The 22,676-nt window shown below is 34.8% G+C and carries 23 protein-coding genes and 8 tRNA genes; 10 read left to right on the forward strand and 21 right to left on the reverse strand.

All coding sequences use genetic code 11. From position 1 onward, the window contains the following. Nucleotides 1-2: 2 nt before the first annotated feature. Nucleotides 3-1,391 carry an o-succinylbenzoate--CoA ligase gene (gene menE / locus CD112_RS06715; protein ID WP_103364061.1) on the reverse strand — a complete coding sequence of 463 codons (1,389 nt, stop codon included), beginning with the start codon at nucleotides 1,389-1,391 and terminating at the stop codon, nucleotides 3-5. A 115-nt stretch (nucleotides 1,392-1,506) separates the two neighbouring features. Then, on the reverse strand, nucleotides 1,507-2,199 hold the full coding sequence (locus tag CD112_RS06720) for a hypothetical protein (RefSeq protein WP_023016242.1): 693 nt from the start codon (nucleotides 2,197-2,199) through the stop codon (nucleotides 1,507-1,509). Between the two features lie 179 nt (nucleotides 2,200-2,378). Here CD112_RS06720 and CD112_RS06725 point away from each other — a divergent pair, with 179 nt between their 5' ends. The 3 genes from CD112_RS06725 to CD112_RS06735 all read left to right on the forward strand — a co-directional run bounded on the left by CD112_RS06725 (nucleotide 2,379) and on the right by CD112_RS06735 (nucleotide 6,242). Then, nucleotides 2,379-2,891, forward strand: coding sequence for a hypothetical protein (locus tag CD112_RS06725; RefSeq protein ID WP_002481264.1), 513 nt, complete (start codon nucleotides 2,379-2,381; stop codon nucleotides 2,889-2,891). Between the two features lie 259 nt (nucleotides 2,892-3,150). After that, nucleotides 3,151-5,193: a heavy metal translocating P-type ATPase gene (locus CD112_RS06730; protein ID WP_070626279.1), complete on the forward strand. Its 2,043-nt coding sequence runs from the start codon at nucleotides 3,151-3,153 to the stop codon at nucleotides 5,191-5,193. 446 nt (nucleotides 5,194-5,639) lie between these two features. Next, nucleotides 5,640-6,242, forward strand: a complete 603-nt coding sequence (locus tag CD112_RS06735) for a hypothetical protein (RefSeq protein WP_070626277.1) — start codon at nucleotides 5,640-5,642, stop codon at nucleotides 6,240-6,242. A gap of 266 nt (nucleotides 6,243-6,508) precedes the next feature. Here the strand turns inward: CD112_RS06735 and CD112_RS13960 are convergent, their stop codons facing one another. The 13 genes from CD112_RS13960 to CD112_RS06795 form a co-directional block, all read right to left on the reverse strand. Next, the gene (locus CD112_RS13960) at nucleotides 6,509-6,559 is read right to left on the reverse strand and encodes a hypothetical protein (RefSeq protein ID WP_371099750.1); all 51 of its coding nucleotides are present in this window, start codon (nucleotides 6,557-6,559) and stop codon (nucleotides 6,509-6,511) included. A gap of 34 nt (nucleotides 6,560-6,593) precedes the next feature. Then, entirely contained in the window at nucleotides 6,594-6,734 is a 141-nt protein-coding gene (locus tag CD112_RS13965; RefSeq protein WP_372514647.1) for a type II toxin-antitoxin system YoeB family toxin, read from the reverse strand. A 41-nt stretch (nucleotides 6,735-6,775) separates the two neighbouring features. Beyond that, nucleotides 6,776-6,955 (reverse strand): hypothetical protein, encoded by a 180-nt coding sequence (locus CD112_RS06745; RefSeq protein WP_070626275.1) that lies wholly within the window; start codon nucleotides 6,953-6,955, stop codon nucleotides 6,776-6,778. A gap of 269 nt (nucleotides 6,956-7,224) precedes the next feature. Further along, nucleotides 7,225-7,313: transfer RNA gene (locus CD112_RS06750), tRNA-Ser, on the reverse strand. A 48-nt stretch (nucleotides 7,314-7,361) separates the two neighbouring features. Further along, a tRNA-Glu gene (locus CD112_RS06755) sits at nucleotides 7,362-7,433 on the reverse strand. 1 nt (nucleotide 7,434) lies between these two features. Then, nucleotides 7,435-7,509: transfer RNA gene (locus tag CD112_RS06760), tRNA-Asn, on the reverse strand. 13 nt (nucleotides 7,510-7,522) lie between these two features. Then, nucleotides 7,523-7,596, reverse strand: a tRNA-Gly gene (locus CD112_RS06765). An 11-nt stretch (nucleotides 7,597-7,607) separates the two neighbouring features. Beyond that, nucleotides 7,608-7,683: transfer RNA gene (locus CD112_RS06770), tRNA-His, on the reverse strand. 23 nt (nucleotides 7,684-7,706) lie between these two features. Beyond that, nucleotides 7,707-7,779 (reverse strand) — tRNA-Phe (locus CD112_RS06775). An 11-nt stretch (nucleotides 7,780-7,790) separates the two neighbouring features. Further along, nucleotides 7,791-7,866 (reverse strand) — tRNA-Asp (locus CD112_RS06780). 19 nt (nucleotides 7,867-7,885) lie between these two features. After that, nucleotides 7,886-7,959 (reverse strand) — tRNA-Met (locus CD112_RS06785). A gap of 411 nt (nucleotides 7,960-8,370) precedes the next feature. Continuing rightward, a complete protein-coding gene (locus tag CD112_RS06790; protein WP_002481268.1) occupies nucleotides 8,371-8,904 on the reverse strand; it encodes a transcription repressor NadR in 534 nt (177 codons plus the stop codon). Beyond that, the gene (locus tag CD112_RS06795) at nucleotides 8,876-9,994 is read right to left on the reverse strand and encodes a cysteine desulfurase family protein (RefSeq protein WP_070626434.1); all 1,119 of its coding nucleotides are present in this window, start codon (nucleotides 9,992-9,994) and stop codon (nucleotides 8,876-8,878) included. Before CD112_RS06795 ends, CD112_RS06790 begins: the two co-directional genes overlap by 29 nt. Before the next feature lie 103 nt (nucleotides 9,995-10,097). On the opposite strand from CD112_RS06795, the gene CD112_RS06800 reads away from it, so the two are divergent. The 3 genes from CD112_RS06800 to nadA are packed head-to-tail and all read left to right on the forward strand — an operon-like array spanning nucleotide 10,098 to nucleotide 13,557. Beyond that, nucleotides 10,098-11,672 (forward strand): L-aspartate oxidase, encoded by a 1,575-nt coding sequence (locus CD112_RS06800; RefSeq protein ID WP_070848415.1) that lies wholly within the window; start codon nucleotides 10,098-10,100, stop codon nucleotides 11,670-11,672. After that, nucleotides 11,623-12,456, forward strand: coding sequence for a carboxylating nicotinate-nucleotide diphosphorylase (gene nadC, locus CD112_RS06805; protein WP_023016248.1), 834 nt, complete (start codon nucleotides 11,623-11,625; stop codon nucleotides 12,454-12,456). The genes CD112_RS06800 and nadC overlap by 50 nt, the downstream gene beginning before the upstream one ends. After that, nucleotides 12,457-13,557: a quinolinate synthase NadA gene (nadA, locus tag CD112_RS06810; protein ID WP_002481272.1), complete on the forward strand. Its 1,101-nt coding sequence runs from the start codon at nucleotides 12,457-12,459 to the stop codon at nucleotides 13,555-13,557. A 63-nt stretch (nucleotides 13,558-13,620) separates the two neighbouring features. Here the strand turns inward: nadA and CD112_RS06815 are convergent, their stop codons facing one another. The 4 genes from CD112_RS06815 to hemE all read right to left on the reverse strand — a co-directional run bounded on the left by CD112_RS06815 (nucleotide 13,621) and on the right by hemE (nucleotide 17,875). Further along, complete coding sequence (locus CD112_RS06815) at nucleotides 13,621-14,178, reverse strand: RBBP9/YdeN family alpha/beta hydrolase (RefSeq protein WP_070626432.1); 558 nt, start codon at nucleotides 14,176-14,178, stop codon at nucleotides 13,621-13,623. Between the two features lie 272 nt (nucleotides 14,179-14,450). Beyond that, entirely contained in the window at nucleotides 14,451-15,848 is a 1,398-nt protein-coding gene (gene hemY, locus CD112_RS06820; protein ID WP_174165798.1) for a protoporphyrinogen oxidase, read from the reverse strand. Continuing rightward, nucleotides 15,841-16,797: a ferrochelatase gene (gene hemH, locus CD112_RS06825; RefSeq protein ID WP_002481275.1), complete on the reverse strand. Its 957-nt coding sequence runs from the start codon at nucleotides 16,795-16,797 to the stop codon at nucleotides 15,841-15,843. The genes hemY and hemH overlap by 8 nt, the downstream gene beginning before the upstream one ends. A gap of 37 nt (nucleotides 16,798-16,834) precedes the next feature. Continuing rightward, the gene (gene hemE, locus CD112_RS06830) at nucleotides 16,835-17,875 is read right to left on the reverse strand and encodes a uroporphyrinogen decarboxylase (protein ID WP_103364063.1); all 1,041 of its coding nucleotides are present in this window, start codon (nucleotides 17,873-17,875) and stop codon (nucleotides 16,835-16,837) included. 333 nt (nucleotides 17,876-18,208) lie between these two features. Between hemE and CD112_RS06835 the strand changes: the two genes are divergently transcribed. Beyond that, entirely contained in the window at nucleotides 18,209-18,712 is a 504-nt protein-coding gene (locus CD112_RS06835) for a signal transduction protein TRAP (RefSeq protein WP_103364064.1), read from the forward strand. Nucleotides 18,713-18,786: 74 nt separating this feature from the next. On the opposite strand, the gene ecsB is transcribed toward CD112_RS06835, so the two are convergent. Continuing rightward, nucleotides 18,787-20,013, reverse strand: a complete 1,227-nt coding sequence (ecsB, locus tag CD112_RS06840) for an ABC transporter permease EcsB (protein ID WP_070626429.1) — start codon at nucleotides 20,011-20,013, stop codon at nucleotides 18,787-18,789. After that, on the reverse strand, nucleotides 20,010-20,747 hold the full coding sequence (gene ecsA, locus CD112_RS06845) for an ABC transporter ATP-binding protein EcsA (RefSeq protein ID WP_103364065.1): 738 nt from the start codon (nucleotides 20,745-20,747) through the stop codon (nucleotides 20,010-20,012). The genes ecsB and ecsA overlap by 4 nt, the downstream gene beginning before the upstream one ends. 136 nt (nucleotides 20,748-20,883) lie before the next feature. Between ecsA and CD112_RS06850 the strand changes: the two genes are divergently transcribed. The 3 genes from CD112_RS06850 to CD112_RS06860 all read left to right on the forward strand — a co-directional run bounded on the left by CD112_RS06850 (nucleotide 20,884) and on the right by CD112_RS06860 (nucleotide 22,666). Then, nucleotides 20,884-21,309, forward strand: coding sequence for an HIT family protein (locus CD112_RS06850; protein WP_070626427.1), 426 nt, complete (start codon nucleotides 20,884-20,886; stop codon nucleotides 21,307-21,309). Between the two features lie 67 nt (nucleotides 21,310-21,376). After that, a complete protein-coding gene (locus CD112_RS06855) occupies nucleotides 21,377-21,847 on the forward strand; it encodes a hypothetical protein (RefSeq protein WP_070626426.1) in 471 nt (156 codons plus the stop codon). 252 nt (nucleotides 21,848-22,099) lie between these two features. After that, nucleotides 22,100-22,666: a DUF3267 domain-containing protein gene (locus CD112_RS06860; RefSeq protein WP_103364066.1), complete on the forward strand. Its 567-nt coding sequence runs from the start codon at nucleotides 22,100-22,102 to the stop codon at nucleotides 22,664-22,666. Nucleotides 22,667-22,676: the final 10 nt, after the last annotated feature.

The raw sequence follows: 22,676 nt of genomic DNA on the forward strand, positions 1-22,676 counted from the left end.
GCTTATTCCTCTAGCTTTCCACGTTTTAATTTACCTGTAGATGTATAAGGCAATATTGTCACTTGTTGATAGTATTTCGGCACTTTATATTTCGCTAATTCCTCTTTTAAAAAGGTATCTAATGCGTCATGATTTATATCTTTTTCACTCGTATAATATAATGCCGGCACTTGTCCCCAAGTATTATCATCTTTGGCATAACACATTGCATCTGTAATACCGTCAAAACGTTTCACAACTGTTTCGATTTCATAAGGATAAATGTTTTCTCCACCGCTGATAATCAAATCTTTTCTGCGGTCATAAACCATCACAAAGCCATCCATATCTACACTTGCGATATCACCTGTTTTAAAGTAGCCATCTTCAAATACATCTGTCAGATTTTCAGGATATAGATAACCTTCCATAACGTTGTCACCTTTTAATAAGAGTTCTCCATGTCCTTCATGGTTTGGATTGATAATCTTAACTTGAACGTTTGGGCTCGGTTTCCCTACTGTGTTAGGATTTTGTTTAAGCATGGATGGAGAAGCGGTTAAAAATTGTGAACACGTTTCTGTCATACCAAATGAATTATAAATCGGTAAATCCGCTTTCAAGGCGTTATGAATTAAATCATCAGATAATTTCGCACCGCCAAGCAGTATTTTTTGAAGTTGATAAGGTTGTGTTAAACCTGCGTCCATCATCCAACCTAAAGTTTGCGGCACGAGTGAAATGTGGGTAATCTGTTCACTTTGAATCGCTTTTAATACCGTTTTTGTTTCAAATTTCTGCATTAATCTGACTGTAAAACCTTCAATGATACTGCGCAGTAACACACTTAAACCTGAAATGTGATAAATCGGCAAGACAGATAACCATTTCGTATTACTATCAAAACCTAAGCTTTCTCTGCATCCATTCGCACTTGCTAAATGGTTATTAAAAGTTTGGGGTACTGCCTTTTGCGGACCTGTCGTTCCTGAAGTAAACATAATCGAAGCGATACGGTTTAAATCCAGTTCAGTCTCATAAGTTTGTGTTGAGCGACGTTGTTCAACTTCACTCCAATTTATAATGGTAAAATCATCTAATTCTAATGGTAATGTGGCAATGATTGTATCTGTGTGTACAGATTTAAGTTGCGCTTTAATTTCTTTGTATGTAAGTCGTGTATTAATCATGACTGCTTCTATACCAGCAAACCATGCACCATAAATCATTAAAGCCGCATCTATACGATTATCTATATAAAATGCAATTCTCTTTTGATTCAGTTGTTTAAATACATATGCATATTGTTTTGCTGATTGATACACGCTCGCGTATGTAAGTTTTGTTGCTCCATCGTCTAATGCGATATTTTCAGGAACACGCTCTGCGCTTTGTTTTAACCAAAAATCCATACTATCTTCCTCCCATAATCTCTACCTATCTATCATAACAAAATTCAAGTAGTTTCCCTTAATTTTCGAATTGAAAAAAGAGGATGCGCGTTGCACCCTCTCATTTCTTTCATATTTAATTGAACAGTTGACTTAGTTTATCTTTAATCGTTTGTAGTTTACTATCGATATCATTTAATAAACTGTCTACTTTAGATTGATTTTCACCATTTTGTTGCGCTTGGTTTGCTTGTTTTAATTTATCAACCGCATTTTGATATTGGTCAGTGACATTTTGATCTGTCGCATTTGAAGCTTTATCTTTTAATTGGTTAACTTCATTTTGTGCAGATTCAATCGCATTCTGGCTATTTTGACCATTTTGAATGTTGTTTTTAGCACTTTCAATTTTTTCTTTAATGACTGTTTCTTTCTCACGAATGATTTCTTTATAGTTATTTGTCACTGGTTTTTGAGTTTGTGAGCTATTAGGTTGTGTTTGTTGTGTTTGCGCATTTTGATTTGCGGTTTCTGTGCTATCTTTTGGCTGCATCATATTTCTAACTATAAATATTGCTACAACAATCAATAAGATAACTACAATCGCGGCCAAACCTTTTTTCCATTTACTATTTTTACGATTCTCATCTTCCAACATACGTTCACGTCTGTAATCACGTTCATTATAATAACGACCATCTTCATCAGAACGTCTGCGGTACTCTTCTTCACGTGTATCACGATATCTTGGATCGTGTCCATCTCTTGAGTCACGTGGGTCTCGATTATAGCGGTCATAATCAGGTTGATTTCTATCTGAGCGTTTCATGTCTATCACCTTATTTCGAAATAATGTTAAAGTTTTTCTTATATTACTCTTACCACTATTGTACCACGCGTATTCATCATGCACCTCGTATAAAAGTCGTATCTATTTCTCTATTTCTATTGTATTCAATATAGAGTTATAAGATAATAATAGAAATTGCTTGAAATGAGGGAATTGTTTTGCGCCAATCATCCAATAAAATGCCACGTACTATCATGAAATATTGCGGCTCAATTATATTATTACTACTTATCGTCTACTATTTATACAAAAATTACGGTAGTAACTTATTCAGACTAGATATTCCAACTGATTCTTCTATGTATTACATTATTCATCTTGATTGGAATAGATATGCTGAAGCTTATGTCGCAACTTTGACTACAATCATTATCCCCTTATTTCTAATCGGGATAATCCTGTTCATACTGACTCGCCTAACTAAAGGTACAGTTAAAAATATATTAATCAAAATACTGCCATTGATATTATTCATTGCACTTTTTGTCTTAATCTTTGTGCCGATGTTATTCGTACTAAACGTGACACACTTTTCATTCTTAGCAACATTTTTATCATTCTTGGCATTATCCAAACCAGCAATGGTAAAAATCTATCGTTTCAGCCAAAAAAGTGTTGATGAGATCAATCATCCAGAGATCAATACAACAGAAAAAGAAAATAAATCATAAGATGCATCCACTTCATATCGGAGTGGATGTTTTATTTCTTTAACTATCTACTACTTAGCGTTATATGAACCTATATAGCTCATAACAAAATAAGCAAACGCTCTTTGAATGAACATAATTGCTATTGATTGAAACGTAATTCTGAGTGGATGATTGCTTAGCGAAAAAGAAACATAATTGCATATACTCCATACCCCTATACCGTATATGTTATACTAAAGTTGTATTTACTATATCAATATATTTAGGAGGTATTATTTTGTCTAGTCATGAACATACACATAAAAATGGACAACATAAACACCATGAGCATACGACTGATAACGGTCACAATCATCACATGCATCATCATGGGAATTTTAAGCGTAAATTCTTTATTTCTTTAATTTTCACGATACCGATTATTATTTTATCACCTATGATGGGTATTCAATTACCATTTCAAGTTACTTTTTCTGGATCAGACTGGATTGTTTTAATTCTATCGACCATTTTATTCTTTTATGGTGGTATGCCCTTCTTATCAGGCGCTAAGGATGAAATCGCTTCTAAAAAACCAGGCATGATGACATTAGTAGCACTTGGTATTTCAGTAGCTTATTTCTATAGTTTATATGCATTTTACATGAATAACTTTAGTGATTCATCGTCGCATACAATGGATTTTTTCTGGGAGTTAGCAACTTTAATTATAATTATGTTATTAGGCCACTGGATTGAGATGAACGCAGTAGGCAGTGCTAGTAGTGCCCTTAAAAAAATGGCCGAACTACTCCCCAATACTGCAGTTAAGGTAACTGAGGATGGTCAACGTCAAAAACTTAAAATCTCGGATATTCATAATGGTGATATAGTAGAAATCAAAGCAGGTGAAAGTATTCCAACAGACGGAGTAATTGTTGATGGTAAAACATCGATTGATGAATCATTAGTTACTGGAGAATCTAAAAAAGTTCTAAAAAACAAGAACGATAATGTTATCGGTGGTTCAATGAATGGTTCTGGTACAATTCAAGTTAAAGTAACTGCAACTGGAGAAGATGGCTATTTATCTCAAGTTATGGGGTTAGTAAGCCAAGCTCAAAATGATAAATCAGATGCTGAACTTCTTTCTGATAAAGTCGCAGGATACTTATTTTATTTTGCAGTAATTAGTGGATTAATTGCGTTTATTGTTTGGATGCTGATACAAAACGATATTGATTTTGCGCTTGAACGCTTAGTAACTGTATTGGTCATTGCTTGTCCGCACGCTTTAGGTTTAGCTATACCCTTAGTTACAGCACGTTCTACTTCTATAGGTGCACATAATGGATTAATTATAAAAAATAGAGAATCTGTAGAAATCGCACAACACATCGATTATATTATGATGGATAAAACAGGTACATTAACTGAAGGAAATTTTTCAGTTAACCATTATGAAAGTTTTACTGACGAATTTAGTCATAAAGAAATATTAAGTTTGTTTGCTTCATTAGAAAGCAGCTCTGAACATCCGCTCGCTGTTGGAATTGTCGAATATGCAAAAGAAGAAAACATTTCTTATTCATATCCTGAAGATGTTAATAATATTTCAGGTGTGGGATTAGAAGGCAGTGTTGATGGTAAAGAAATTAAAATTGTAAATGCCTCATATTTAGATAAAAAGGATTTGAAGTATAATAAAAAACAATTTAAAGAACTTGCTCAGCAAGGTAACTCTATTAGTTATTTAATTTATGAACAACAAGTGATTGGCATTATCGCCTTAGGAGATCAAATCAAAGAAAGTTCAAAACAAATGGTCGCAGATTTAATAGCGAAAAACATCACACCAGTTATGCTTACAGGAGATAATCATGAAGTAGCACAAGCAGTAGCTAAAGAATTGGGAATTAAAGATGTTCATGCGCAATTAATGCCTGAAGATAAAGAAAGAATCATAAAAAATTATCAGAAAAAAGGCAGCAAAGTAATGATGGTCGGCGATGGCATTAATGATGCGCCAAGTTTAGTCAGAGCAGACATCGGAATGGCAATCGGTGCAGGCACAGACGTAGCTGTTGAATCAGGTGATGTCATACTTGTCAAAAGTAATCCTTCTGATATTATTAACTTCCTTACCCTATCAAAAAATACAATGCGGAAAATGGTTCAAAACTTATGGTGGGGTGCTGGATATAACATCATTGCAGTACCTCTTGCAGCTGGTGTACTAGCCTTTATGGGTATAATACTCTCACCTGCTGTCGGAGCAATACTCATGTCTTTAAGTACAATTATCGTTGCGATTAATGCTTTCACATTAAAATTAAAATAAATGATTCAATGAGATATAACCACTTTCATCAACAATTTATGAAAGTGGTTATTTTTAGTAAATGCCTATTTATTTGTACTATTGACCAGTTACAAAGGGAAAAGGGCTCTTCACAAAAATAAAAAAAGCCAAATGATTATGCATCAATTGGCTACTACTTTTAAAAATTCAACTTAAGTAGGCATGAACTCTCCTCTTTATAAATCTTCAACTTTAAACTGGCATGAACTCTCCTTTTTGAATCATTCAACTTAAATAGGCATGAATACTCCTACTTTTATTCACATGTGTTGTATTCAAATGCATTATACACTAAGCGTTATTTTCGACACAAGAAATTTTATAATGATAACAAATAATAGTTCACATTAAAATTGATTTAGTTGATTCCTTTTAACTTAAAAGGGTATTAAACAACTAAATACATAGAAAAGGATGAACCAATCATGAAAAAGTTAATTATACCGTTATTTAGTTCCCTATTACTATTAACTGCTTGTGGTAATAGTGATGAAAGTAATAAAGAAACTGCGAAAAACGAAACTAAAACACATGAAAAAGAGAATAAAAATAAGGAAAAAAAACAGAAGAAGAAAAATGAACAAAATAATAATCAAGAAAAACAAGAAAATAGTGAATCTACAGAACAAGTTAATGAAGATTCTGTAAACGATCAAGCAAATATTGAAAATTCTTTCACACAACAAAATGTTAATGAACAAAACCAACAAAAAGTAGATTCAAATCAAGAGCACTATCAAAGCAACACACAAGAACCAACATATGAAGAGCAAATGCGTGCCAATGCAGAAGTAGCTAAACAACATGGATATACCGGAATACCTAATGGTGATATGGGGGCTACTGAAGAAATGAATGAATTTTTGCAAAATCAAAATAATAATCATGAAACAGAAAGTAAACCAAGTAATTGGATTCAGGATCAAATAGACTGGAATAATGCAACTGAGTCGGAAAAAGAACAAATTAGAAAAAACGATGCTGAAAAATATGGAGTTGAATATAATCCTGAAGATTATATTGAATAGCATTGTATAAATGTTATCTGTATAATCTACCTCAAATCATACAAAGATAAAACCATTCAAGCTTCTTGTATTTCAAGTGCTTGAATGGTTTTTAATAAAAAGAATTCAAAAATGTGAACTAATTACAAACTGCAATAAAAGAAAGTCATATAAAAAGATATAACCCTAATAACATAAAAATGTTTTAGATAAAAAATTAATTAGACAATTTTAGTACGGCGCACTTTAACAAAGATTTTCTACTGTTACTTCAACATTAATATATTTCATTCATAATGATATTTACAAGAAGCAACTAATATAGATTCATTAGTCACTTGATAAACTAATCTATATTCTTGTGTAATTCGTCTACTCTACCAACCAGTGAATTGTCCTTTTAACAATTCCTTCTAACATGCCATCTCTTTCAATGCTCTTAATCAAAACAATGATTTTCTTCCCTACTTTTTTATCTTGAACTAGCCAGTTCTTATAATCTTCAGATGTAATTACTTATCGATTCATACTTGTACCACTTTACCTTTTTCTAGTTATTCCATTGATTGTTTTAAATATGCTGTATTGGCAGAGTTCTGTTGTAAATAGAGAATTTCTATGTTTGTACTATGATCTGACCCAGAAACCAAAACACCGTTATTGTTATTTGGTGTAGTAGTATTAGCTTCATCATTTTTGTTTGGTTGATTCATTGAATGTAATTCATTAAACATGGTTATCACCACTGCTATCAAAGAAAACTTATACTTATATTGCATATATTATAATAGTATTTCTTTATAACTATAATATCCAAAAAAATGTCATGAGCTTTTTAAAACAGTCTGCATATGTCCATTTTAATAAATACTATTCTTAAAAAAGATTCTCAACCAAAAAAACTCTAACCCCTTGATATCCAAGAAGTTAGAGAAAAACAAAGCATCTATATTGAGTTAAAACGTAAGTTATAATTAATTTCAATTTAGTCTTATGATGATAACGGAGAGTGAGGGATTCGAACCCTCGAGACGCTTGTGGCGCCTACACACTTTCCAGGCGTGCTCCTTCGGCCAACTCGGACAACTCTCCATGTATACAAATTAAAAAATCAGAAACGATAATTCGTTTCTGATTGAATGACTCCTACGGGACTCGAACCCGTGTTACCGCCGTGAAAGGGCGGTGTCTTAACCGCTTGACCAAGGAGCCGTGGCTCCACAGGTAGGACTCGAACCTACGACCGATCGGTTAACAGCCGATAGCTCTACCACTGAGCTACTGTGGAATAATAAGTAATTTGGAGCGGGTGATGGGAATCGAACCCACAACATCAGCTTGGAAGGCTGAGGTTTTGCCATTAAACTACACCCGCATTAACGATTATGGGGCGGCTGATGGGAATCGAACCCACGAATGTCGGAACCACAATCCGATGTGTTAACCACTTCACCACAACCGCCAGACAAATAATAAAAATAAGAATGGTTCAGGACAGAGTCGAACTGCCGACACATGGAGCTTCAATCCATTGCTCTACCAACTGAGCTACTGAACCTTAATTAATAATGGCGGTCCCGACGGGAATCGAACCCGCGATCTCCTGCGTGACAGGCAGGCGTGTTAACCGCTACACTACGGGACCCCTTGAAAAAAGATATGTATTGCGGGAGGCGGATTTGAACCACCGACCTTCGGGTTATGAGCCCGACGAGCTACCGAACTGCTCCATCCCGCGGTAATATTATTAATCTTGCGACTTACCTATTCATCATATCACAATTTGTTAACCAATGTCAAACCTTTTTTAACAATTTGTGAATTTTATTTTCAAAATGTTAAAGTTGTTTCGAATTTGTTATCTCTTTTTTCAAGACAATACCTAGTATATCGACTTCCCTATCTTGCGTCAACCAGTTTCTGTTAGAAATAAGTGTAATAAATATATAATTGTTATAAATTTTTATATTTAGAGTGCAAATGGTCTCTTTTTATTTACAAATCAGTGATGCTTAAGCTTTCCTTTTGTAAATTTCTTTAAGGTTACAGTAGATATTGCGTTATTTTATATCCCCTCTTAATAAAAATTCAGCAACTTAAAACGCGAATCATGCTTCAAGTTTTAAGTTACTGATTATTAATTTTATATTTAAACCATTTCTTCGCTTTCTGCGAGAAAGCCATTTCGATTCAAATCATCTATCGCATTATCTAAGATCTTTTCAGTGTCTGCAGATAATGTATGCAGATGAATACCATCTGTTAATTTCGCTAACATTGTACCTTTAAAGCGTGTCATTTCTTCTACAAACGCTTGAATATCTTCTTCAGTTTCAATCATCAATTCAGCACGGATACTGCCATATACAGGATGCTCAACAGAAACATCATCAATCATTGCGCCATTTTCAACGATAAGTTTTAATTCTTCTTCCATCTCATCATAATCATGTTGGCACATTACCACACGTTTACAGCTTTTTCCTTGAGGTTCAATGTCCATAAAGTAACCCTTGCTTGTTGAACTGATCGCATATTCTTTCGTTTTTAAGTGTGAGATATCTTTCACGATAATTTGTCGCGAGACACCAAAACGTTCACTCAGTTCTGAACCTTTAATGGGTCGTGTCGAACTTTGTAAGAGTTCAACGATTTCAGTTCGTCGCTGATCCGCTTGACTCATGGGCAGCCACTCCTTCTAATATCTTATCTATTTCATTAAAACATGTATCAATTTCACCTAATGTTGAATTGCTTGAAAATGAAATACGTACATATTGATCCGCTTCATGTTCTGTTTGTTTAATCTTCTCAATTAAACCCTCACTCAATAATAAACCATGACCGCATGCTGTACCAGTTGAGATACATATATTACGGCTAGATAAAGATTGCATAATATATTGACCTTCAAATTGCGGTGTTAACAATCCAATAATATGAGGTGCTTGTTTATCACTTCTTAATACACTAAAACCAGATGCTAAAGCACGTTCAGTCGCATATTGATGGAGCTTTGTTAAATGTTCATAATGCGCATCTAATGATAAAGCTCTTGTCATTGCTAAGATGCCAGGCACATCTAACGTACCATTACGTGTACCTTCTTCATGGAAGTAATGTATATTTGTAGGTCGCACTGACTTGTGTTCAATCAACAATGCCCCTACACCTTTAGTACCTTTAAATTTATGTCCAGAGAACGCATATGAAGTAAAAGCTTGAATCGCTTTATCTTCAATCTTTTGTACAGCTTGGACACCATCCACATGAAATGGAATATTGTATGCTTGTGCGAATTCAGCAATTTCATGCACTGGTAGAATATAACCAATTTCAGAATTCACATGTTGTGCAATAATCAATACTGTCTCATTATCTACTAGTGCTTCTAAAGCTGCTAAGTCGATTGCACCTTCGTTTGTTAAAGGCATTTCTACGATTTCAAATTGTTTTTTATATGGTTCTAATGCTGCATAAATAGAAGGATGCTCATAAGGCGAAACTAAAACCTTTCCTTCTTGTGCTTGTGATAAATAAATATCAATTGCGATTTGGTTTGCATGTGATCCACTTGTTGAGAATAAAACTTCTTTATCCGTATTGAAATGTTTTTGAATATAGTGTCGGCTAGAATTCAAAGCTTCTCTTGCCATTTCTCCACCGACATGTAAACTCTCACTATTAAAAAACAACGTTTGTTGTGCTTCATTATATATTGCCAGCGCTTCTTTTGATGGTTGTGTTGTCGCTGCATTATCTAAATAAATCATATCTTTTCTCCCCCACTTGCAATTATCTTACTTTTATGACAAAATCATTGCATACATATATGTTAACATAATTGTATATATTAATGTAAATAGAGGTGTAAACATGAAACGTGTCATTGTCGTTGGAAGCGGAATTGCTGCACTCTCGTTTGTTCGTCAATTACAAGATGATATCGAAGTGATTTGTATCACTAAGGACAAGCTTGCTGAAAACAACAGTAATTTTGCCCAAGGTGGCATATGTTTTTCAAAAAGAGAAGAAGATGAAGCAATCAGCCATAGCCAAGATACTTATGAAGCCGGAGCTGAAATGGGAGATTTTAATGTAATCCAAGAAGTCATTACGAAAAGCTATCCTTTAATTCAAGCACTCGTAGATGAAGGTGTTCCATTCGATTCAAACCCAGTCACACATCATTTAGATTACGCAATGGAAGGCGCACACTCAGCTGCAAGAATTTTGCATGCTGGCGGTGATCAAACTGGTAAGTATATCGCACAACATATGGTAGAACATCTTTCTCATCCACACTTATCCATAATGGAATCAACAGAAGTCATTGATTTAATTTATAACCATGAACATCAAGTCTGTGGCGTACTTGTTTTAGATAGTACTGACGAACAACAAATCATTGAAGCAGATAGTGTCGTGTTCGCAACAGGAGGTATTAACAACCTCTTCCCTACTAACTCTAATATACCACATACCATTGCATCAGGATGTGTGGTCGCATTACGTCATGACATCGCTTTAGAAAGTATGGAAATGATTCAATTCCACCCTACTTTATTAGGTGAACCTGAACATGCCTATAGTTTAGTGTCTGAAGCTGTTAGAGGTGACGGTGGTGTGCTAGTCAATGAACAAGACATTCCGTTTATGGATAAAATACATCCGATGAAAAGCTTGGCTCCACGTGATGTGACTAGTCGTGCAATCTATCATCAACAACAAGAAGGTCACCAAGTCTTTTTAGATATTAGTGCGATTTCGAATTTTGCAGAGCGTTTCCCTACTATTTACAAAGCTGTTCAAGCACATTATCCTGAAGCGATTGCCAAACAACGTATCCCTGTTACACCAGGCGCACACTATACCGTCGGCGGCATTAAATCAGAGATTGATGGTACAACAAGTCTTGAAGGCGTGTATGCGATTGGAGAAGCGGCTTGTACAAACTTTCATGGTGCCAACCGCTTAGCCAGTAATTCATTATTAGAAGGTTTAGTTATGGGTGCTTTATGTGCCGAGAAGTTAAATCAAACTTTACAACCTGTCAGTCATAGTCATTTTAATCCAGTATTTAAAATACCTTCTATCTCAGCTGATAGAGCTGCACAATTACAACAAAAAAGTTTTGACATTTTAGGTGTGGAACGTAAAGGAATCAAAATGCAAAACTATTTGAAAGAAATTGAACAGACATTATTCGAAACATCTGAAACAGAATATGTCGATAAAGCAAAATGGCAACGTTATTGTACTGTCAAATTACTACAAATCGTCTGTACAGCAGCGCTTGCTCGTCAAGAATCAAGAGGCGTACATTACAGACTTGATTATCCACATCAAGATAAGCAATTACAATTTGAACTTATTGAAATCAATTCAGGAGGCATGGAACATGTTAAATCCACTACTCGTCAGAGAGAAAATCACTCAATATTACATTGAAGATAATCAATATGGTGATTTAGCAACACACATCTTTGATCAGACACAACAAGGTACAATGTACTTAAAATCAAAAGATAACGGTATCTTTTGCGGCGAAACTATTATCAAAGAAGGATTCAAGTTATTAAAGAGTCACATCGATATCGACCAAAAAATCAAAGATGGTGAGACAGTCAAACCTGGTGATATCATCGCTGAAATTACAGGTCCTGTTTACGTATTACTTACTATGGAACGTATTGTTCTGAACTTAATTCAACGTATGTCAGGTATTGCCACACAAACACATCGTATCGCAGAAAAAATTGCGCATACTTCTACGCGCATTGTTGATACAAGAAAAACAACACCAGGCTTAGGTATCTTTGAGAAATTTGCGGTGACTGTTGGAGGTGGTTTGAACCATCGTCGTTCTTTAAATGATGGATTGATGTTGAAAGATAACCATATCGCTTTCTCTGAATCAATGGAAATTGCGATTCAAAACGCTAAAAAAGTTGTAGGTCCAATGGATAAAATTGAAGTAGAAATTGAAAATGAAGAGATGCTTAACACAGCAATCGATCAAGATGTAGACATCATTATGTTTGATAACCAAACACCAGAATGGATTGCTGAACATATTAAAGCAGTTCCTCAACATATTCAAACTGAAGCTTCTGGTAATATTAACGAAACTAATGTCGTTGCGTACGCTGAAACTGGCGTAGATTTCATTTCAATGGGTGCTCTATTTTATGCGCAAAACGCGCTCGATATTTCTGCAAAGGTTGTGATTTAAATGTTTAACCCAATGTTATCTGTATCAAAGGAAATTCCTGAAAAGTATCTTAAAATGTCAACTGAGGAGTTAGAACAACATATTCAATCTATTAAAGATGAATTAGGCGATCGCCTATTCATGCCGACACATCATTATCAAAAAGATGAGGTCGTTCAATTTGCCGATATTACGGGTGATTCATTAGAACTTGCTCGTATCTGTAAAGAAAATACTGCTGCTGAATACTTCGTATTTAACGGTGTACACTTTATGGCAGAAACAGCAGACATCTTAACAGACGACCACCAAGACATTTATCTACCAGATTTATCGGCTGGTTGTTCTATGGCAGACATGGCAAATATCACACAAGCTTTACATGGCTATGATGTTTTAACACAAGAATTCAACTTAGATATCTTGCCATTAACTTATGTCAATTCTACTGCAGCGATTAAAAAGTTCGTTGGCGAACACGGTGGTTCATGTGTAACTAGCGGTAACGCAAAATCAGTAGTGGATTGGGCATTGAAACAAGGTAAAGTTATTTTATTCTTACCTGATCAACACTTAGGACGTAATACAGCATATGATTTAGGCATTCCACTTGAACAAATGGCAGTATGGGATCCAATTGCTAAAGAACTTGTTTATGAAGGCAAACTTGAAGATTTACGTATTGTTTTATGGAAAGGTCATTGTTCTGTACATGAGAAATTCCATAAAGCACATATCGATTTAGCACGTGAACGTGATCCTGAAATCAATGTGATTGTACACCCTGAATGTGAATTCGAAGTGGTACAAGCTGCTGATTATGCAGGCTCTACACGCTACATTATTGAAACTATCAAAAACGCACCAAAAGGTTCTCGTTGGTTAATCGGAACTGAAATGAACTTAGTGAATCGTTTAAAAGATACTTACACAGACATCACGATTGATTCATTAAACCCATTAATGTGTTCATGTTTGACTATGAACCGTATTGACCTTCCTCACCTAGCTTGGTGTTTAGATAAAATTTTAGATGGCAACCGTGATAACATCATCAAAGTTGATGCTGAAACAGCAAAATATGCGAAAGAAAGCTTAGATCGTATGTTAAGCATTACTTAATATAAAATGAAAAGGTCTCTCTGAACGAGTAAATACGTCAGAGAGACCTTTTTTATCAATGATTTAATTAGCCATGCGTTTAATCATATTATTCTTTAATGCGAGGAAAGTATCATAACCATCCTCAGTCGTAAAATGACCCGCTTCATCAATAACCTTCATATCACCATCAAACGCTTGAACTAAACACTCTGTATCTTGATATGGAACATTCGAATCATTTTTAGATGCGATACCATAGAAATAGTCAATACGTGATTTTAAGTCTTCAATGTCTAATGTAACATCCGGAACATGTAAATCAGGATTTACACCTTCAGCATTCGGACCAAACCCTGCAATACTGAAGAACCCTTCAATACGAATATCTGGATGTTGTTCTAAATATTTCAGCCCCGCAAGCGTACCGAAGCCATGTGTTACGAAATATGTTTCATATTGTGAAATTTCAATCTGCTCATTTAACTGCTTTAACCATTCTTCCATATTGACTGGTAAGTCATGTTGGATATTAACGATATCTGAATGATATCCTTCTAGTCTTAATGATTGTTCTAACCATTCATACCAATTTGAGTGGGCGTCAGCACCTTGAGCATGAATTAAAACAATATTAGTCATGTTCTTCACCTCTTGCTCTTTCAAAAAGAAAATGACCTGAAATATCAGTTTAAATGTATTGAAAACCGTCTCCTATCTTCTGTGCTCATCAAAAGATATTTAGCGATTTACAATCGTCATTAAAACTTAGGTTCAGGTCATCTTTCTCTTGTGTATTTCTCATACCTATAATATAAAATCCATCATATTATCTCATCGTCTTCAATTATAAGATTAATCCTATTTGATAAAAAGGTCAATCTTTTTCATTACAATTCGACATGTCAAAACATTTATTGTACAACTTCTGCTAAAGATTCTGCGGCATCTTTACCTTGTTGAATACAATCAGGTAAACCGACCGCTTCAAATGCTGCACCTGTAATACGTAAATGCGGATACGTATGTTTGATATGATCTTGAATACGTCGCACTTGTTGAATATGACCTACATGATACTGTGGCATGCTTTTTGGCATACGATGAACGATTGAAAATTCCGGATCGCCTTTAATATCCATCATTTGACTTAAATCACGAAGTACTGTCGCAACAATCTGTTCATCATCCATTTCTTCTAAAATGTTATCACCAGGTTTTCCGACATAAGCACGTAACAAGACTTTACCTTCTGGTGTTGTAAACGGCCATTTTTTGCTGGTCCATGTACAAGCGGTAATACGAGTATTAGAAGTTCTCGCAATCACAAAGCCAGTACCATCATACGTATTGACCACATCTTTTTCATCAAATGCTAAAACAACCGTCGCTACAGAAGTACTTTCCATTGTTTTAAAGTAATCTAATGCTGGATCTTCTGAGAACCATTGCATAAATGTTTGATGTGGTACTGTTACTAAAACGCCGTCATAAAAGTGTTTTTCGCCATTATAAACAACGTTATATCCTTTTTGGAAACCAATGATATCTTCTACTTTGGTTTGATATTGAATTGATGTACCTTGTTCAATCACTGCATGCGTTAACGCTTCGATAAAAGAAGATAAACCATGTCTGAATTGCTTAAATTGCCCTTTAGGTGCACCAGGATACAATTGTTTTTTTCGTTGTCTTAATAACTTCTCATGGCGCATACCTTTTATTAAACTGCCGAACTCCTCTTCTCTTTCTTTAAAGTTAGGAAACGTACTCATTAAGCTTAATTTATCGATATCCGTACCATAAATACCACCCATTAAAGGTTCAATCAGATTTTCCAATACTTCATCGCCTAAACGTTGTCTGAAGAAATCTCCTACAGAAATATCTCCATCCATTTCAATAGGTTTCTTAGTTAAATCCATAGCGGCACGTAATTTACCTTTTAATGAGATTAATTGTGTTGTCATAAAAGGTTTTAAATCTGTCGGTATACCCATGATAGAACCACCAGGTATCGGATATAAACGGTTACGTGCATAGATATAAGATTGTCCTGTTTGGTTGGTAATTAATTCATCACCTAAGCCCACTTCTGTCGCAAGATCAGTCATAATTGTTTTGCGACCCAAATAAGATTCTGGACCTAATTCAATCGTGAAACCATCTTTACGATACGTTTGAATTTTACCACCCGTACGATTTGTGGCTTCAATTATTGTGACATCATATTCAGGATGTTCTTTTTTTAAATAATATGCTGCGGAAAGCCCTGTAATCCCTCCGCCGATGACTGCGATGTTCTTACTCATTTGCATCCTCTTCTTTCGTTGTTAAAACATAATAAACTTCATCTGCCATAGCACCGATAAAGAGCGGATGTGTATTTGGCATCGGTGGACGATGATAAGTTGCGCCTACTTCGTCACATACCACTTTACATTCATAATCATTATCATAAAGGACTTCTAAATGATCACAAACAAAACCAACTGGCGTATAAATAAAATGTTCATAGCCATATTCAGCTTTTAAACTTCTTGTTAAATCTTGTACATCCGGTCCGAGCCATGGTGTGCCTGTATTACCTTCAGACTGCCATCCTCTTGCTGTGTGTTGAATATTTGATAGTTCTTCTAATAATCTTGTGTTGTCTTTTAATTGCTCTGGATATGGATCATTGGATTCTAATATCATCTTCTCAGGTAAACTGTGTGCTGAAACAACCAAAACAGTACGATCATGTTCTGCTTCAGGTATGTCTGAAAGTGTTTGATTAATTTGTTTCACCCAGTATTGAATAAATTTTGGTTGTTGATAGAAGCTGTTCACATGCGTCAATTTAATACCATGTGTTTGTGCCGCTTTCGCTGCACGTTTGTTATATGAACCTACAGAGAAATTAGAGAAATGCGGCGCTAAGACAATCGTAATCGCTTCTGTAATACCATCTTGATGCATACGTTCAACTGCATCTTCAATAAATGGATGAATATGTTTTAAACCGACATAGACTTTAAACTCAATATCTTGTTCTTCATACATTAAGTTCAATCTATCTTTTAATGCCTCCGCTTGTTCATCTGTAATTCTAGCTAATGGAGACATCCCACCTATAAATTCATAGCGATCTTTTAAATTTTGAACTTCTTCTGGTGTCGGTTTTTTACCGTGACGAATATCTGTGTAGTACGGTTCTATATCACTTTCTTGATAAGGTGTACCATACGCCATCACGAGCAGTCCAATAGTTCGAGTCATATTAAACCCTTCCTTTACCGTTCATTTTGCATTTAAATTATTTTCGTTTTGTATATTCATGGACATAATCAGCAATTTTCTCCAACGTTTCTGGTTTCACTTCTGGGAATACCCCGTGTCCTAAGTTGAAAATGTGTTTGCCGTAAGCCATTCCTTGATCTAAGATTTCATCTAAGCGCGGTTGAATAACTTCCCAAGGTGCCAATAACAATGAAGGATCTAAGTTGCCTTGAATTGTTTTTGTAACCCCTGCATCAGCAGTATCTTTGATTGTTGTACGCCAATCAATACCTAATACATCAATCGGAAGTGAATTCCATTCTTCAATTAAATGTGTAGCATTCACACCGAATAAGATAACCGGCACATCATGTTCTGCTTTAATCCCTTTAATTAAGCGTTCCATATGCGGCTTAATGTAATATCTGAAATCAGGGGCATTTAATGCGCCAATCCACGAATCAAAGATTTGAATCAACTCTGCACCCGCTTCGATTTGTGCATTCGCATACGTGATAGACATATCTACTAAATGATTCATTAACGCAAACCATGTTGCCTCATCACGATACATCATAGCTTTAGTGAAGTGATAATTTTTAGAAGGTCCACCTTCAATCATATAACTTGCTAAAGTAAATGGTGCGCCGACAAAACCAATTAAAGGCACATTCAATTTTTCTTCCGTCAAGAGCTTAATCGTATCTAACACGTAAGGTACATCGCGTTTTGGATCAATTTGTCCTAGCTTTTCTACATCTTGAATCGTTTTGATTGTATTCTCAATCACAGGACCGATACCAGATTTAATCTCTACATCTACACCAATCGGTTTTAATGGTGTCATGATATCTTTATATAAAATTGCTGCGTCAGTTTGATAGTGATCTACTGGTAAATGTGTAACATAGGCACACAATTCAGGTTGGTGTGTAATTTCAAATAACGAATATTTCTCTTTTAAGGCACGATATTCAGGTTGAGAACGACCTGCTTGTCGCATAAACCATAATGGAGTGTGTTCAACCTCTTCTCCCTTAATCATCTTTAAAATTGTATTATTTTTTTGATGCACCACAGTATCCTCCCAAAATTATAATCATTCTAATCTATTCTAGCATATCCGTAGAATACACGTATTTTGTTGGATGTAAATGTCATAAAAAAGACATAGCAAATCACAATCGTGTAAACTTTTTCTACGTGCTTACCTTCTTTAGTTGCAACATATTACATTATGACATAATTTGTTAAAATCCTCATTGGTTCCGTTTTCAAAATCTGAAACATTTTCATCATTTCTATATCAAATTGCCCTACTAATACTATATAATGAGACTACTAGTATTTTTAATTGCTAGAAACTTATTTTTATTCTTTGTAGAATAATACAAAAAAGGAGGAACGTGCCATGAAATTATATGCATCCTATGGTACATTCGGATACCTTAACCAAATTCGATTAAACAACCCAGAGCATAACTTATTTTTATTCTCAACAAATGATTCATCAGTGATTTTTGAAGAAACTGAACAACCAACTGCTTTAAAAGAACCACTTAAATATGAAGTACTTTCAAGCATTAATGAACTTGAAGAAGAATGTTTCTATGCAGTTGTCTTTACCCCAACTTCAGAAAATCATATGTATCAATTAGAAAAACGTTTAACATCATTATCTTTAAACTTGGATAAATTCCCTGGATTCAAATGTTACCGTTTCTTAAAACCAATTAAAGGAACAACTTACAAAATCTACTTTGGTTTTGCTGAGCGTAGTAACTTTGAAGATTTCAAATCTTCTCAAGTTTATCAAGATAACTTCTCTAAAACAGCGTTATCTCAATTCTTCGGTTCTAGCGGCCAACATTCAAGTTATTTTGAACGTTTCCTCTATCCGGTGGATAAAGATTAAGCAAAAGTATCTAAAAAACAAAACAACGTCCATTAGCTTAAATTGCTAATGAGACGTTGTTTTTATATTTAGATTTAGTCTTTTAATAAGGCTTCTTGGTATTTCAATTTCTTGATAATATTTCTGATTGTCAACCAACCCACCACAAAGAATACTAATACCATATAAAATTGTGGCGGGAAAAGGATAGCGTATGTTAACGCTAATATTATACCGATACCAAACATAATATGATATAGAAACTGACCATAGCCTTGAATTACTCTTTCTTCAGGTACAGGCCAAACTTGCGGCCATAACCCATAAGCTTGTTGTGTATAGAACTGTGCTGTTTGCAGTAAAATTATATACATAAACAGTCCGCCTACAATTAATGAAATCCATTGATTCGAAAGCCAAATCATTAACACAAGTGCAATAATAACTAATCGTAAAATGATATTGAATGCATCTTTACCTCTTAAGAAGCTACGTTTAAATAGAAATAAATACATATGCTTTGCGTTATATTGATTTGAACGCGGTCTCGGCAATAAGAAATCCAAATAACGACGACGTACTGCCGCTGAGCGCAAGTGTTTTACATCAGTGAACATATTGACGAATTTATAGTAATTCATGTGATGTTGCTGTTCAATCACAATCAGCGCTTCCCATGGCAATAAGCGTTTTGCATTATTTTTCTTTAGTACAATAATCCATGCGATAAATACAATAACAAGTAACAAACCAAACCATTGATGTGCACCTAAAATTAAAACGTATGTGATTGCAAAGAGCAGCCATTGCAGGACTTGCATAATCCATAAAGGCCTTTTTGCCTGCATCCACTCTAATTTGGCAATTAAGCCGAGATATGGATAAATTAAAGCGGCAACCGCAAATAATGCGTAGTAAAGCAGATTGCCCGCTTCAAGTCTACTGAATAATGGAAAGAGTACAATTAATACAACCACTTGCAAAGCTATTCTATTTAAATAACTATAAATAATACTATAGTTCAAGTAGCTGCGCATATGCCGTTCAAATGGTAATAGGAACAAACGATCCGCCTCTTTAAACAAAGTGCGTAAAGGAAAGATCGAAATTACAGCAACAGCGATACTTGCTAATAATGCATATGGTATGCCAGATGGAATATGTTTAAGCCAGTTACCGTAGCCTAATATAAACGCACCGAATAAAATCAATAGAAATACTGAAAAGTGCCCATTAAAAATAAATTTATTATAGTAGGCTTTTTCTTTACTGATTGCTGTTCTTCTTTGGTTAAATAATTCTATGGCGCGATGGTCTGTCATACGTTTTGACCACCTTGCGTCACATGAATATAAATTTCATCTAATGTTTTATCATGTAAACCTGTTTGTGCTCTAAGTTCATCTAAATTACCAAAAGCAACAATACGTCCTTCATCAAGGATGATGAAGCGATCACAATAACGCTCAGCTGTTGCTAATATATGTGTACTCATTAATACAGTACGCCCTTCATTCTTCTTCTCTACCATTAAATCCAACATGGATTGTATACCTAATGGATCTAAACCAAGAAATGGCTCGTCAATGATATAAAGTTCAGGGTTGACGATAAAGGCGCAAATTATCATGACCTTCTGTTTCATCCCTTTAGAAAAATGACTTGGAAAAACTTGGAGTTCTTTTTCTAAACGAAATGTTTTTAATAACGGCATGGCACGATCCATTGCAGTTTGTTTATCAATGCCGTAAGCCATTGCAGTCATATCAATATGTTCTTGTAATGTTAATTCTTCATATATGACCGGTGCTTCAGGAATATACGATAATTTATGTCTATAGGTCTCAATGTCTTCTTTGATGTTAGTACCTGAAATAGAAAGTTCACCTGCAGCAGGTGTTAACAATCCGAGCATGTGCTTGATTGTCGTACTTTTCCCTGCACCGTTAAGGCCGATCAAGCCTACAATTTCACCATTTTTTAATTCAAAACTAATATCTTGAATCACAGGTTTTTTACCATAACCACCTGTGAGTTGTTCTACTTTAACAGTCATATTCATAACCTCCAACTGTTCTTTATTGTACCAAAAAGCATGTATTAACTCATAGAGAAATCATTCGTGACATGACGTTTAAAGGCGGGTAATGCTATAATGTACTTTAAGTAAACCTTTTAAGGAGTGAATTGTGATGTCAGAAACAATTTTCAGCAAAATCATTGATGGTGAAATCCCAAGTTATAAAGTTTATGAAGATGATTATGTCTATGCATTCTTAGATATTTCGCAAGTAACGAAAGGTCACACTTTGCTTGTACCTAAGAAAGCTTCACCAAACATTTTCGAAACTGATCCAGAAACAATGCAGCATATCGGTGCAGCAATGCCTAAAATTGCCAACGCAATTAAAAAAGCATTTAATCCAGACGGCTTAAACATCATTCAAAACAATGGTGAATTTGCAGACCAATCTGTATTCCACTTACATTTCCACTTCTTACCAAGATACAAAAATGATGTGGATGGCTTCGGTTATAAATGGATTACACACGAAGAAGAATTAGGCGATGAAGCAAAAGCTAAAATTGCACAAGAGATTCAAGCACATTTTGAATGATTACCTAATTTTCGGGTAATAACATACTATATCTAAACTTAACATCATTAAATAAGGAGACTAACCTATGAAAGTAATTCGCATTTTAGGTGGATTAGTTGCTGGTACTGCTGCTGGTCTTGCTGTAACTGCTTTTAATAAAAACAGTTCTAAAGCTGGCCAAACTGAATTTGACGACAGTACAAAAGCAATTAAACAACAATCATCTAATATTTCAAGCTATGTTAATCAAATCAAGGACGGTACGCAAGAAGTTAAAACTATCGTCGATGAAGTTAAAACTTTGATTAGCGACTTTATGAAAGATATTCAACCAAATATCAATCATATTCAAGAAAATATTCAAGATATCCAAAAACGCGGTGAAATTATCGGTGAAACGGTGCAAGGCATTACGAAAAGCCCTGATAAGAAAAACATCACACCGTACACACCAAAACAACAACCTGTTGGTAAAGAGCAGCGTGAAACGGTACAACAAAATCAAACAGCTGCAGTGGAACCTAAAAAGAAACAAGTGGACACTGAAGCTGAATAATGAGTATTTAAGATCAGAACAACATCGTGTTGTCCTGGTCTTTTCTTTTAAATTTTAAACTTCATAAACATGCGATATTACAGCATTCTCCCCTCTTCTAAACATGCCACTTAATTAGCCTAAAATTTCCTCATAATTAATACTTGACTCTTTCATTAGAAAGATAGATAATACCTAAGTATTGATAAGAACTTAGAAAAAATATCCCAAAATAAACGAAAAAACAAATAAATAATGCGAGGAGGTATCGTGATGTTTTTATGCTCACGTCAAATTGACATTAATACAAGATTTGGCTTACCCCGTATCTTTTTTATTGCTGTTGTCACAACTATTATCACATTTTTAATCAGCTATGAAGTATTGATATTTTTATCCAATAAAGAGATCACAGACCGGTACTTTTTCGTGTTTCTAATAGCGGTGTTATTACTTTATCCAATTCATAAACTCATTCATTTAATTGTTTTAGCACCCTACTACAAACACTTTAAAAAGAAACGTCTTACTAAGCGACCATGGATACCTTTATATAACTTATATGTCAGTACGCCAGTGAATAAATATTTATTCTGCTTATGCTTAATTGCACCAGTTATCGTGATTACTGCAGCAAGTATTTATATGGCAACATTAATGCCGCAGTACGGTCATTATTTCATGTTCCTACTGTCACTAAACGCTGGTTTCTCAGTGATGGACTTTATGTATTTAAAATTAATCTTATTCTCAAATGAAGGCAGATATATTGAAGGACATTGCACAGGTTTTAATATCTTAAATAAATATGATATGCCGTTAGACACACATTTTAATTAATGATACAAGC

It is taken from the genome of Staphylococcus simulans (assembly GCF_002902285.1).
GTDB classification, from domain to species: Bacteria; Bacillota; Bacilli; order Staphylococcales; family Staphylococcaceae; genus Staphylococcus; species Staphylococcus simulans.